Source organism: Asticcacaulis aquihabitans, from assembly GCF_032490435.1.
Taxonomy (GTDB): Bacteria; Pseudomonadota; Alphaproteobacteria; order Caulobacterales; family Caulobacteraceae; genus Asticcacaulis.
In genome coordinates, this window is sequence record NZ_JAVGWM010000002.1 from 961,897 (window position 1) to 976,276 (window position 14,380).

Genomic DNA, 14,380 nt, shown 5'->3' on the forward strand with positions numbered 1-14,380 from the left:
GGTGTCACGGCTACACTAGTTGGTCCCGCCCTTTACCAAGATTCAGGCCACCAACTTCTTCAAACGATTAGGTCGTTTTAACAACCTGAGTGCGATTCCCTGCTGCATCATATGTGTAAGTCACTTTCGCGCCATTCGGGTAATCGACTTCGACTACCCTTCCCTGGGCGTCGTACTTATAGATTGTATCGCCTGCATATGCATGACCGGCGCAAAGGGACGCCATAGCGGCAGTAATAATAAAGATTTTTCTCATGGAAGGCCTTATTTAAAAGGCGCCAGCAGTGTCGAACCTGCAGGCGTGTGCATCAGATAATTCTAACTAGTGTGAAGCGAAAAACACAAATTTAGCAAGAAAATTTTTTTGAATTTTTTTCCTCAATTCTCGCAATGAGTTACTATGCTTTTAGTTTTGATGTCGAAAAAATGCGCTTGAGAGTTGACTGGAAGCGTGCTTCCCATGCGGTATTAATTGCCGGCATAGGTGCCCGGCCACTGGGGGATTACATGATCAAGCGGCGTCTTCTGGGTTGTTCTTCCGCGTGCGTCTTGGGCGTTATTGTTGGCGGTCTATTATTTTCTAGCGAGGCAAGTGCCTATGCCCCTGTGCCGGCAGACGCGGCAACAGCCAAAAATATTCTTTCGCGATCTGGGACAGACGCAAACGGCGTCGATTTGTTCTCGGGGAAGCTCGCTTTTGACGTACCACCGATTACCATCGGGAGCGCCTCAAGTGGATTGACAAAATCCGGTGGGTCAACGGCATTCGCGTATACGGATGAATATTACGGCGTGCTGAACACGTCGTCGTCGGGCGGTTCCGCCTATCTAACCGTTACCATTGGATCAGATTCGCAAAAATTCCTGAATACGTCCGGGACGTACACGCCGACATCTGGAGCCGTAGGATCGTTGACTTGTTCAGGTACAACTTGCACCTACACGGCGCCTGACGGAACGCTCGCCTTATTCGATACGACCTTAAAGTCGAGCGTTGGCTTAAGTGCAAATGCCGGTTCTGTGACCCAGTTCACCAAGCCGGATGGCGAGGTCATTCAGGTGAAGTATCGATCAGCCGACTACGATAATGGAGCTACCGTACGTTCGTTGAAAACCGTATCGAGTTCCCTGGGTTGGTTGATAAAATACAAAGCCGCGAGCGATAACCTGAATGGCCTCCCCCAAAGAGTGGATGCCATAAATTCGTCTGTTGATTATTGCGATCCTAACGCAGAGGAATGTGCCTCGCTCAGCCAGACATGGATTGGTGAAAGCTTCAGCGCTTATACCGGTAATGTAGGTATTACGAATTCCGCAGGAGATGTTTTAACGGTTAATTATACCTCTCCTTCCTGGGACAAGATCACTTCAATCACGACGGATGAAGGGGTGGCGCGGACTTATACTTACGACACGCCAATATTGAGTAACACCAAGATTAATAAGATTACTGCAGGTGCTTCGATCTGGAAATACGCTTTCGCTCAAAGTGGCAATACACTCACTGCCACGGTAACCAACCCAGATACGTCAACCCATGTCGTCACTCTGGATACGTCTTTGAACCAGCTTTTATCAGATACGAATGAATTAGGCCGTAAGATAAGCTACACCTATAATTCCAACGGTTATCTCTACCGCGTCATAAATCCGGACGCGACTTACAGCGGCACGACACCAACGGGTGGCTATACGGAATATGCTTATGACAGCCGTGGCAATGTGACGACGACGACGGTCGTGCCAAAGGCCGGTTCGAGCCTGACCAATCTGGTGACAACCGCAGTTTTTCCGACAAGTTGCAGCAATGTGAAGACATGCAATAAGCCAACTTCGGTGACCGACCCAAATGGCGTGACCACGAGCTACACCTACGACACCAATAGCGGCAATGTGGCCAGTATTACCCGGCCGGCTGTCGGTGGCGTGGCGCCGCAGGTGCGTTACACCTACGCCCAGCAGACGCCGTATGTGAAGAACAGCGCGGGCACGCTAGTGGCCTCGTCGCCGGTCTGGCGTTTGACAGAGGTATCGAGCTGCATGAGTGGCACAGCGCCTTCGTGCGTCGGTACAACTGATGAAGTGAAGACGGTCATCACCTATGGTACTAACAATGTTCAGCCGCTGACGGTGACGCGCAAGCTCGGCGACAATAGCCTGGCCCAGACGACGACCTACACCTACGATAATTTCGGCAATGTCACTTCGGTCGATGGCCCCATCCCCGGCAGCGATGACACCAGGTATTATTTTTATGATGCGGTCCGGCGCAAGATTGGCGAAATCGGCCCGGATCCCGATGGAGCGGGCTCGCTGCAGCGGAGTGCCATCCGCACGACCTACAACGGGGACGGTCAAGTCATAGCTATTGAAAGCGGCACGGTCACCGGCACAGCCTTGGCCAATCTGACATCGATGACCGTGCTGGACAAGTCAACAGCCGAGTTCAGTACAACGACCGGGTTACCGACAGCGGCCAAGTACTTCGTTGGCACCTCCACCACGCCTAGCCAAGTGGTTCAGACAACTTATGACAATATGTTGCGGGTCAGTTGCACGGCCGAGCGCCTCAATCCGGCCGTCTTCGCGTCACTGCCGACAGATGCCTGCACATTGGGCACGGCTGGTGCAGATGGACCGGACAAGATCACCAAATATACCTATGATCTGACCAGTGCGGTTCTCACGCAGACCAGCGCTTATGGCACGACCGTCCAGGCCGATGACGTGGTCAACACCTACAATACCAACAACGGTACCCTGGCAACGTCTGCTGACGGCAAGGGTAACAAGACCAGCTTCACCTACGACAACCTCAACCGCCTGAGCAAGGCCTGCTTCCCGACAGCCTCAAACGGAATGGTGCCAAATACCGCCGACTGTGAGACAATTGCCTATTCCGGGGCGCGCCAGTTGTCCCTGACACTGCGCACCGGTGAGACGGCGACCTATGGCTATGACGCGGATGGACGGATCAGCGGCAAAACCGGAACAATTGCCGAATCGTTCACCTACGACAATTTCGATCAGTTGAAGACGCACACCAACAATGGCCTGACCGAAACCTACACCTACAATGCCATGGGGCAGTTGCTGTCCGACGCGCAATCGATGGGTACGGTGAGTTACGAGTACGATGCCTATGGCCGTCGTAGCAAGTTGATCTATCCATCGTCGGGCGGTGTTCCCTTCTATGTCAGCTATAGCTACTATAACGACGGTCATTTACTAAGTCAGGGCGTGTCCTACAATAGTGCGACGCCGGTCACTCAGTTGCAGTTCCCGATCGACAATTACGGTCGCCTGACCCAAATCTATCGCGGTGCGAGTTCGTACCCGGTCCAGACTTCGTACGGCTTTGATGCGTCGTCCCGTATCAACTCGTTGGTCAACAATATAGGCGGGACCGCCTACGATAATACGGCGGCCTACACATACACGACCGACAGCAAGATCAACAAGCGCACGAACAGCAACACTGTCTTCGATTATGTCGTGCCGGCCGCCTCGACTACCAATTACACGCTGAATGGCCTGAACCGTATCAGTGCGGCGGGACCTGCAACGCCTGTTTATGATAACCGTGGCAATATGACCTCGGACGGGGCGTACACCTACGGCTATAACCTCAACAATATGCTGACAAGCCTGACGGGCGGCGTTACGCTCGGCTATGACGCCGCGAACCGATTACTCAGCGTCGCGAACTCAACAACGACGACGAAGTTCTTGTATGATGGAACCGACGCGATCGCCGAATACAATGCCTCCGGTACTCTCCAGCGGCGGTATGTCCACGGTCCCGGTCAAGACCAGCCGCTGCTTTGGTATGAGGGGGCTACGGATACGGGGTTGCGTTATCTGACTTCTGATATTCAGGGATCGATCACAAGTGTTACGGACAGTTCGGGAACGTCTCTAGCGAACAATACCTACGATGAGTATGGGCTGCCTGCGGCTGGTAATCTGGGCCGCTTCCAGTATACGGGTCAGATGTATCTTCCCGAGGTTGGCCTGTATTACTATAAGGCCCGTATGTACTCGCCGACGCTCGGGCGCTTCATACAGACCGATCCGATAGGTTACGGCGATGGAATGAATGTCTATAGCTACGTTCACAACGATCCTATCAACTACACAGATCCATGGGGGCTGCAAACAAACGAGAACTGCCCTGCGGATACAACATGCGTAACTGTGGACGGACCGCCCCGCGGTTCTTTGGCCCCCCCAATGCAGACTGCCCATTACTACGGCCCCAATGACCCTCCAGTTATCGTAGTTGTAACAGGACCCAAGCGGCGTAGTAAAAAAACTCCCGCTTGGGGAGCGACTGGTAAATGTATGGCAACGTCGTTTGATGACCCGGCCTACTATGATCATGAAGCCAAAGCCTCGGCAGGCGGGGCTTCTTTCTGGCAAGAGTATGAAAATTTGGTCGATATGAGTTTCGATCTAAAAGAAGGAACTGAATATACTAACGATGCTACTGAGGCTCTAAAAGGAACTTTTAAGTTCGGCAAATGGCTTAAGGGAAACATAATTTCCGCTATGGTCCAGAAAGGGATGAAGTCCGGCGCGCAGCAGATGAGGGATAGCGAACTCAGGCGGGCTGCGAAGATGAAAGCTCAAGCCGACGCGATGCGTGCGCAATGCGGGTAATGATTTATTTTCCTATTATTGAAGGGTTGGCAATGAATATATTAAAAAGGCTTTTGACGGTATTAACCGTTTTAGTGTTGGGTTCTTTTGTGTTCTATTTTAAAAGGGCGTATATTTTAAATTTCGGCAATGAAGAAATTTTTTATCATTATAAAATATTTATTATTTCTTCTTCTATAGTTGCGGCATCCTTTTTATTGTATTACATAATTAAAGGATTTCCAAAGTAAAGTAATTTTTTGTAGCAATTTCGTGGTCATGTTTTGTTTTCGGATCGTTTAAATTTGATCTGACCCTGTAATATAAATATAACTGTGACGGGAATATCGCGGAGAGTCGATCCTGGAGATTTGGACGAGTGGAGGGTTCTAAAAACCCTGGCGGATTGTGCAGACGCCTCTACCAACCCCATCGATACTCCGCGTTATCGTAAAAACTAATCTGTGCGTTGTACTCTTGAACTCGCTGAGACTTATGTTTCTTAAGGCTCACCATTAGTGAACTTGGACTGGATGGATTGGCAAAATACATCCGCGTAATCTGTCCCGAAGGAGTAAGATCCCAGGCATGAGCAGAAAGCGCAATAAGACATAATGAAAACCTAGCGATAACCATCAAACCGCGAATACATGCAACAGTCCGAATTTGGTTCAGCGTGTCCCCCTCAAAGGGTATGAACACGAAGCTCATCGCATAACGATTCCTGGCGTCAACAAATGGAAAGCCGGCAACCGAGGTGAAAATCGTCGCCAATACAATTTTGCCGCGGGACTTTTCGCGAAAATGGGTATCTCCGTCTCATCTATGAAATGCGCGCTGCCAGTGTTTTTTTCTGAATTAATTCGCGCTGGAAGTGCGCAAAATCTTGCTGTCATGCCGCGGTCGCCGGTGGCGGGATAATGATGCACTCAAAACATTCAAGAGGGAAAATAGGTAACAATCGTACGATCGAAAACGAGCAAAACGGCTTCTGCATGTCAGTTTTAGGCCAACGAGTAAGTCATCCAGTCTTGAGGGGCAGGTCCTCAAGGGGGCCATAGGTCACATTTTACTCCGCCAGCACCTTCGAATCTCTTGCTATTCGTCAAGGTGGCAGCTAAATCAACCTAGGGCAGCAAGCCGTTTGGGGGATATGATGCGAGCACAACTGGCCAAAAGCCTATCTTCTGTCGTTTATCTGGCTTTGGTCCCCATATTGTGTGGCTGCCACGATGACGGTTCTAAGCCGCCGAAAAGCAGTTCCATTTCCCCACGGATCTCGACAACGCCGTCCACGACGACTTCGGGTGCCTCTGCGTGCCTGCTTGCAGACGCTTATGGTGCGGATCCCACCGGAGGTATCGATTCTAAACCCGCAGTGACATCAGCTCTAGCGGCCCTTGGAGGAAATGGTGGCTGTATACAGTTTGGTGCCGGCAAATACAGGTTCGACTCGCCTTTACCTTACACCTTTCCCGCCAGCGCTCCGTTTTCTGTGAGCATGTTCGGCGCGGGACAAGACGCAACAATTCTGTATTGGCCGTCCGGCTCAGGGATTGTGTACAACATGAGCAATTCACGGCATTCATTTCATTTTTCATCGCTGACGTTTTCGACGGGCGGAAGGGGCGGAACGACGGCTGTATTCGCTCAGAACTCAGTACAAGAGGGAAATTTCGGGCAAAACGACTTTAGTCGTGTGACGTTTCGCGGTGACGACGGGGGGCAGGCTTCCCAATATTGGGGGTTTGGCGTCTATCTAAGCGGTGTGTCAAACGCGTTGTTCGACGGCAACCTTTTCTATGGAGAGGCGACAGGGAACCTCGGAGTCGGCCTGTCTGTGAATGGCGTCGCATCTGGTGGTAACAAGTATGGGATCGTTTATAACGTTTCGAATACTGGGTTCTTCAATGAAGGAGTTGGATTCCAGTATGGCCCGTACATTCAGGGCGTTCAAATCAGCAATACGAATTTCACAAACGGTAACACGGGCATATACAGCCCACCCGGCCAAGCCGGCGTTCTATCACAATTGTCGGTAACTAATTCACAGTTCAACACTTCCGCGAACCAGATAAATTTGGGAACGGAGATAGATCAGGTTTCGCTGAGTAACAATTATTTCTACGTGTCAGCAGGCAACACAGGCGTCCTTTGTACACGTTGTGCCGGCTTAACCGCTTTAGGTAATAATTTCACGTATGACAATCCGATGAAATCTGGCCAGAATGCAATTATAATTGGAACCGTTGTGAACAACCAGCCGTCGGTAATTTCAGGGAATACCTTCCAAGGGCAGACAACCGCTATCTGGTTGCAAACCGCCTCGACAAACGTGACCGTTCTCGGCAACGCCTATGTTAACAACATTACAAACGTCACCAATAATGGAACGGGAAATTCCATAGGTGTCGCGACACCTTGAGAACGGGCAACGCGCCCTGCCATAGTGCTGCCTATAGACCTTTAGCGAGTATGGATCGCGCGGAATGGGCGCGGCCGTGGCTCAGGGGCAATGAAGATTGTTCATCAAGGTTACCCCTCACAGTACTCGCACCAGCTCTCCTGACTTGGGGAAATGTTTGCGCCAATCGCGGCCGCTCAGCGCAAGACGCCGGTCAACGCGAGATCGCCAGCACTCTGGTTTGCCATCGGCTCGCCGAGAAGATGTGACTGGAATAGTGCATCAGATTATCTGGGCATACGAATGCTGGGCACATCTGCCACGAAGTTTTACGATCTGCATGTATCGCCTTAGGCCTGATGCTCGCCCGCGCCGTGGCGCGCGAAGAAGTCGAGGCTGTAAAAAACTACTAGGCTATCCAGCCTCCTGCGGCGACTAGTCATAATGGTCCTGGGTGCCATGATTGGCTTGATCATTGGGGGGTGCCGACAACGCCTACTGATATCGGGAAGCTAGACTGGCAATAGTACCTAACCCGGCGCGAAACGCTTGTAAGCTACACGTCCACGAGCGGACTTTGAGGTCTGCGCAACCAAATTAGCAGCAGCTAGATACCGTTTACGGAAAATGATACAGCTCATTTTCGCGGAAAAACACAAGTCATCAGTCGCCATCATATTTTGAAACACTTTAAGCCGCCGCTCAAGAACGGGAACCCAATGAAAAAATTACACCTTACCGCAGCGTTTCTTATACTCGCTGGCAATGCGAGCCCCGTTATGGCCTACACAACGACTCCGGCAGGAAAAATAACGTCTTATAGTATTGGTTGGGATAACCCTAACCTCTCCGTCCAGATGAACATTCCTGTAAGCAATCCCGATAATTGCTCAGATGCCTCGTCCTATATGATGAGCTATACCTCAACATCTATTCAAGCGGTCACGTCAGTTGTTATAACGGCACATGCTACAGGCTCAGATGTAAAGCTGGTCCTGAATGGCTGCGTACAGAACCGCCCGCAAATTGTGGGTATTAACGTCGTCTGAACCTCTTTTGATATATCGCAAGGTGCTTGAAGTTATAGGCTATAAACTTAAATGGCGATGGCTGCATGGAACGTTCCCGGGCGGTGTCGATGACCCAACGCTTAGGCGTGGCACAGCCCGGGCGCGCATCTTGGGTACCGCCTTGTTCGAAAAAAGCGCGCCCATCGGTTGTGGCAAGAAATTGCGACATATAGCCTCTCGCTGAGGAATTTGTTTTGACTGGATTGGATAACGCGGTTGCCCCGGCAATGGCGCCGGCCCTGCAATCCAGATCAAAAACCTGCCCATTCCTAAATGCCTATATTCACTGCAATCTTAGAATTGTCTTCATTAAGAAGGGTTTTTAGAATTGGGATTCAAAAACGAAGTGTGGTGGCTTAAATTCGGATTGCAAAAGACTGATTTAGATCGTTGGCGCTGGATGAATTTTCGTAGTAAAAAGCCGAACACATACAATATGAGCTAGATGATCGGAAACGGCGATGAACAATCGTTTTTAGGCAACTCAACATCTACAGCTTTCACTACTGTAGTTGTTCTATCACTCCCCTAAAGATGCCCCGTGAAAGCACCGGTTTACTGCTTCCTGATAGAGATGTATGAGATCGACTCGACTGCGCCGCCGCCCGCATCACACGTACCCGACCCCGTAACATCTATCAGGTGACCTGCCGTGTAGGCTACCAGGAATGATGCCAGTAAGGCCTGCCCCTCGGTCGTTGTCGCATCGAACCGGAAAACCGTGGTGTTAGACCCTGCACAAGCTGGCAAATTCGTTCGCGCAACATCCAGGTACACATCCACGATGCCTGTGCGAGTTTGCGAGATCGTCGTAACATGGGCGTTGGCCGCAACAGTTGCATGGGCGGACAACGACGCCATCGACAGCAAGATTGTCGAAAGCACAAATAGCTTCAATTTCATTTTTATTCCCCTGAGTTGCAGCCGGCAGGCGTCACGGATATTTGCGTCGGGCGTGCATGACGTGCAACTTAACAGCGTGGGAGATCAATGAACAGTAGGCAAATGGTACCCTCTCATCATAAAAGTAGGGGGCTGTTAGCCCGAAGATTTATCGTGTCTCATTTGCTTTCGAGGGCAGCGCGTTACCTGATTTTTATAACTGTTCATGACGCCAATGCCGCTGCTTGGGTGCCAAGGTTCTCTTCATGGTTGGATGCGCGGAATGTGCTGCCTTCCACAGCGTTCGCGCAAACTCTGCTAGGCTCGCCAGCCTCAGACATGGATTAATGGCGTAACGGAGGCGCAATAACAGCCACATCACTGTCCCAGGGAAGCTTACGCCTGCAGATGCTCGTCTTAACTGTAGATACTAAAGCCTGGACGACACAATCGTCATCAATGGAGTGAGAAATGATACAACGGCGAAGAGGCTGTTGTCGCCAAGAGCGGGCGGGTCACAATTTACCGCTTAAGCGGTAACTGCATAGAGATAATAGGGGTGTTTTTTTTAATTTCACTTGCCAAAATCCTGTCCCGCAAGCTCTATTGTCTTATCGGTTTTTATTGCTTTGGGGGGGGCAAAAAATTCGAAACTCCCATAATAATACAATATTTTCCCCGAAACCTCATGTCGCGATACGTCCCTTGCCCGGGCAGAACCTATGTGGAATTGTCCCTATTGTGTCTATTGGCACAAAAGCACGAACAAAGGGGTGCCATCGCTGGATAGTTGGTATTGACTGAAACATACATCATCCGTCAGGATTGGAGAAAAAGTGCGGGCCTTCAAAATCAGTAGCCGAATTGTTCTGGCAATGACGATTGTGTTGAACGTTGTAGCTTTGTCGGCGAATGCGACGCCGACGGATACCCCTGCGGGCAATATTACCATGCTGGCGGGAGGATGGACCACGCCAGATCTGCGTATAGCGCTCGATATTCCATTCCAGAACCCTGCAGGCTGTTCCCTTACCGACGGATATATTGTTCCCTCGACATTGGCTGGTAACCAATTGCTATCGTCACTAGCGATCACCGCCTATTCGATGCATAAACAGGTGAAGCTGACGATCGATGGCTGTTATCTCAACCGTCCCCAGGTCATCTCGGTAATCGTAGATCCTTAGAAACCGAATCGAAAGAATTTTGAAAGATAACAATGCCTTCCAGCCGCCCTCTGTATGTTCTGGTGCTTGCGACGATGGGCATTTCGTGCTTCCGACAGGTACTTGGTGCGTGCTCGCCAATGAACCTTTGGAACGCCATCATCAGCAGATAGCCCCCCCTAAGTTGACCGTGCTGTTTCGTCTTTACACAATCTCGAGTAGTAAAAGGCGGTTGGAAGCGGTTGAGCAAATGTGTTACGCCGTTCTCGGCGCCGAAGAGGTAGTAACGAAACTTCTACAAATCGGTCCTCAACAAATCTGGCGCGGTTTATATCTAATTGCCCATCCAATATTAGAAAGATAAGATCTACATGAGGTACCTTTTACTGCTGGGGATATTTTTTTCTTTCTCAATCTCAACGGCCACTGCTGCCGAAGTGAGAGGACAAGTTGTCGCGACAGAAGGACATATATCGCCATCATGCCGAACCATGCTGTTGAAGAGAAAAGACAATGGCCAAATTCAAGCCTTCCGAATTCCTGATACCGGTGCTGACCAAAGCATATTGTCTGTCACGCTGACCGCTTTAACCGCGGGCGTCGATGTTATCATCAACTACGATCCCGGTGTGACAACAGGGTGTGGCACCGAGCCACGAATAACGATTATCCAGATTTTCGCGCAAGGCAACTGATGCACAATGGTATAGAAACCGCTTTTATATAGACAGGACAGATAGTCAAAGGCACATATCGCCCAGGCCAAATCAAGCCCGACGTTTAATCAGTATCGTCAGGCATCGAGGTCGAGGTCCTCTTTTGATCATGAGCGGTTTTGTATGCCTTTCTCGCCGTACTTGAACGTACCCGCGGTGATTTTTCGTTGAACAGTCTGTGGTTTAAAGCATGCAATGCCGAAGGATCAGTGCGCGGGTGAAAATCGCGTTGAAGTGCAAACACTTTGAAGCGATAATCCGTGATGCCGGATATATTGCTTGTGCGCACCCACACGCTCCACTTGGGCGGGACGCGGCCTTGGTCAAGAATGGCGACATATTCGCGCCTTTCCGGATCTGAACTTAGACAGAAAAAGCTCCGGGCATCTGTCCGGAGCTTCAATGCAATACTATCTTTTCAGTGCAGGATCAGTCAAAATCCCCGGCAATGTCAATGGGGCCAGGCGTACTGGGATCTATCTTCCAGAAATTCAGTCTCTTCCCGGACAATTTGCTAGCCAGGAGAGCTGAAAACTGAGCTTTGCCGCTGTCAGTCGACAGGTCTATCCAATAATTGTAGCAGCACGGTAGCCAACTAGCATCGAACGATTGAAGGTTTCTCAAGTAAACCTTACCGTCTTGCACCGCATATTGAAGGGTCGACGCGTCGTTAATCATGATGCGGGAGCCTGCCAATGCAGGCTGGTTGACGCAACACGCCAACAACCCGACGGCCGCTATCAAACTACGAACGCGTACACTGGCGACAGTCTTAACTCTCATACCTTCCCCCAAATAGTCGTTACCATTTCACCTGAATTTCCCATGAGCGATGTATCGAGTCAACACGCAAAACGGAAATTTGGCACAGCCTAGAATGGCCATTCCAGATTTCAGTGACAGGGTATCAAATGTCGAATTTGCGCCGGGGTTATATCCTTTTCATCTATGGCGACCGAGGCGAAATGCGACTGAAACAGGCGTCCTGTCCATCGGCCGCGCGCGCAGACGAAGACCTATAGCTGCGGTGCGCCTCGCCGATAGCCCCTATCTGGAGGTGAAGTCACGCTAAAAGAGAAGGCCACGATATATCAGTGAATATTCGCAAAACTGACAGAACGATTGGCAAAACGAACTATCGCAATGATTTTGGTCTATTGTGGCTTTTACATAGATTCAAAGAAGGTACATGCCAAGAAAATCAGTCCGGGTGACATTGCAGTCTGCATTGTCAGCTTGATAACGCAAGATGACGTCGCGACCCGAAACTAATGCCGTCACGGCCAAAGACATCATGGCCTCCCGCCCTGAATTATTGGCGCCTATGCCAACGCCAGTGTTATTAGCGAAATCGAACCAAACGACACCGTTACTATCCGCCCATACACGCAACATCTTGACTTGACATTGTGTCATTGCATTTGCTGGCGCCGGCGCCAAACTCAAAAACAAGACCGCAAATAAAGACAATACAATTTTGCACATGGGATCTAGCCTCACTTTATTTGGTTAAAACACTAAAAGCGAGAACTTGTTAACAAATAACGTTAATGAGAACAAGTGCTACATTGCAATTTTTACCATAATATTGGACGCCTTTTGTGCTGCTATCAATATACCTGTAGGGCAAAAAGCTTCAAGCGGCGGGTGAATGGCAATTTGAAGTAAGTATTTTGCGCGCCCACAAGAATCAGCGTCCGCCTAAAGTCGGCGTTCTTTGCAGTTTATTTTGTAAATACAGCTACACACTGGTTCCTCATCTCATATGTGTGGATGCGCGCTTCCCGCTTCTGCGCTAAAGCCTGTTATGTGGGGGGCTAGCCCCCTATCGCCTTTGCCTTTATCGTGATCGTGCCTTAACCGTCGCTCCTGCTTGCCCAAGCGCTCAGATGAGATTCGTGCACTTCAACCGCGACCCCATCGTCAAATTCTACCGTGTAAATTACCCCGGGCGGGAATTCAGGAAATACCCACCTCTTCCTATCTTCAAAAACCCCAACCACCGACGCCAGTGTTTTAGCGCGCTCCGGAAACACTGAGTTAGGCTTTATAAAAACAGAATCGTCGTAGTCAAATTTGCTCATCTAGCCCTCCTAGTATATAGGCAAATGTGGATTTCCATCAGGCTGTGTAACCTTATCGACATGACCATGCGGTTGTTGAGCTGCCGGGTCTGACTGGTTCTTATGGCCACCTCTATCCATTCGGGTTCCTGTAGGACCTCCAGGCCCCACAACCTGCTGATAGTCTCCATTTGGACTACCTTTTATTTGCTCTCCTGTTTTTACTGGGATCGCATTCGAGTTTTTGTCTACCACTACGACCGGCTGATCAATTGGGCCCTTATAAGGGTTTGTGTTTGTTGGCGTTACAGGAACCGCTGTGCCGAGCTCACCGCTAGTATTTTTTACGAAATTTCCAACTGCTGCGGTTTTGTTTCCCAGACCAGCCAGCGCAGGATCTACCGTGAGTACACCAGCGCCTTGAACAATATTTCCGATAAGCTCGATGGTTTGCCCAGGATGAGAAGCAATGTAATCGCCGATGGCCTTAAATCCCCCCATAATCGACAAATAATTTCGGTCGGACATTCCAGTTTGACCTAACGGCACAGTCTGTTGGCCGTCTGGATCAACTTGGTTAACAGGGTCCCCTTTTACGTATGCGTATAGGTCCAGGTCATCTTTTGATCCTACGGGATCCGTCTGGAGAAACCGTCCGGCGATGGGATCGTAGACGCGGGCCTTGTAGTAGTAGAGCTTGGCCTCGGGGATCATGATCTGGCCGGTGTAGCGGAAGCGCTCACCCGACCAGCTATCGACATTGTTGCCGTCCTTGGGCTCGCCATAGGGGCCGTATTTGTAGAGATTGGTGAGGTTACCGCTACCGTCGGCCGTGGCGATGATGCTGCCCTGGTAATTGGCATAGAGATAGGTGGCATTACTTAGACCGACCGCCGAGCCGCTGAACTCCACCCAGGGCTGGTCTGTGCCCAGGGTATGCATATAGCGCTTGGTCATATTGCCGGCGCCGTCATATTCGCCGATCAGGTTGACGCCGTCATAGAGGAAGCTTGTCACCGCCCCGGAAGAGGTCAGCTTGGACAAGCGGCCTTCGGGATCGTAGTCGAGTTGCAGGCTGATGCCGGGCGCCGAAACGGTCTTCAGGCGGTTTTCCAGATCATAGGTCATGGTCCGCACGCCATCGAAGGTCATATTGCCGCGCGCATCATAGCCGCCCGACAGGGCAGCGATACCGGCATCGCGATTCAGGCCGTCATAGGTTTTGTTGGTCGTGGCGCTAGCTGCTTCCTTGTAATCATAAACTGTGCTCGATGCGTCCCATTTGGTAATCTGGTTTGCCGGGTTGCGACCGCTAAACGACCAAGTGATGTCGTTGCCTGTTCCCGCGAAATCCTGCGTCATGCTGGTTAGGCGGTTAACAGCATCGTAGGTAAACCCGGTGCCAGTGGGGTTAGCCCGAGTTACACCTAGCAACCTG

The 14,380-nt window shown here is 50.5% G+C and carries 9 protein-coding genes; 5 read left to right on the plus strand and 4 right to left on the minus strand.

The features are described 5' to 3' along the window. Positions 1–507 precede the first annotated feature (507 nt). The 3 genes from RCJ00_RS10725 to RCJ00_RS10735 all read left to right on the plus strand — a co-directional run bounded on the left by RCJ00_RS10725 (position 508) and on the right by RCJ00_RS10735 (position 8,094). Positions 508–4,662, plus strand: coding sequence for an RHS repeat-associated core domain-containing protein (locus RCJ00_RS10725; protein WP_316221876.1), 4,155 nt, complete (start codon positions 508–510; stop codon positions 4,660–4,662). A 1,132-nt stretch (positions 4,663–5,794) separates the two neighbouring features. Further along, positions 5,795–7,066, plus strand: a complete 1,272-nt coding sequence (locus tag RCJ00_RS10730; RefSeq protein WP_316221877.1) for a hypothetical protein — start codon at positions 5,795–5,797, stop codon at positions 7,064–7,066. A 698-nt stretch (positions 7,067–7,764) separates the two neighbouring features. Further along, positions 7,765–8,094, plus strand: coding sequence for a hypothetical protein (locus RCJ00_RS10735; protein ID WP_316221878.1), 330 nt, complete (start codon positions 7,765–7,767; stop codon positions 8,092–8,094). Positions 8,095–8,670: 576 nt separating this feature from the next. Here RCJ00_RS10735 and RCJ00_RS10740 read toward each other — a convergent pair. Continuing rightward, on the minus strand, positions 8,671–9,018 hold the full coding sequence (locus tag RCJ00_RS10740; protein WP_316221879.1) for a hypothetical protein: 348 nt from the start codon (positions 9,016–9,018) through the stop codon (positions 8,671–8,673). Positions 9,019–9,833: 815 nt separating this feature from the next. Here RCJ00_RS10740 and RCJ00_RS10745 point away from each other — a divergent pair. Together RCJ00_RS10745 and RCJ00_RS10750 are read left to right on the plus strand one after the other, a co-directional pair. Further along, positions 9,834–10,184 carry a hypothetical protein gene (locus tag RCJ00_RS10745; RefSeq protein ID WP_316221881.1) on the plus strand — a complete coding sequence of 117 codons (351 nt, stop codon included), beginning with the start codon at positions 9,834–9,836 and terminating at the stop codon, positions 10,182–10,184. A 350-nt stretch (positions 10,185–10,534) separates the two neighbouring features. Beyond that, positions 10,535–10,858: a hypothetical protein gene (locus RCJ00_RS10750; RefSeq protein ID WP_316221882.1), complete on the plus strand. Its 324-nt coding sequence runs from the start codon at positions 10,535–10,537 to the stop codon at positions 10,856–10,858. Positions 10,859–12,055: 1,197 nt separating this feature from the next. Here the strand turns inward: RCJ00_RS10750 and RCJ00_RS10755 are convergent. The 3 genes from RCJ00_RS10755 to RCJ00_RS10765 all read right to left on the minus strand — a co-directional run. Beyond that, positions 12,056–12,364 carry a hypothetical protein gene (locus RCJ00_RS10755; RefSeq protein ID WP_316221883.1) on the minus strand — a complete coding sequence of 103 codons (309 nt, stop codon included), beginning with the start codon at positions 12,362–12,364 and terminating at the stop codon, positions 12,056–12,058. A 371-nt stretch (positions 12,365–12,735) separates the two neighbouring features. Then, positions 12,736–12,963, minus strand: coding sequence for a hypothetical protein (locus RCJ00_RS10760; RefSeq protein ID WP_316221884.1), 228 nt, complete (start codon positions 12,961–12,963; stop codon positions 12,736–12,738). 9 nt (positions 12,964–12,972) lie between these two features. Continuing rightward, positions 12,973–14,380: RHS repeat-associated core domain-containing protein (locus tag RCJ00_RS10765; protein WP_316221886.1), on the minus strand; the 1,408-nt coding region annotated here is incomplete at its 5' end.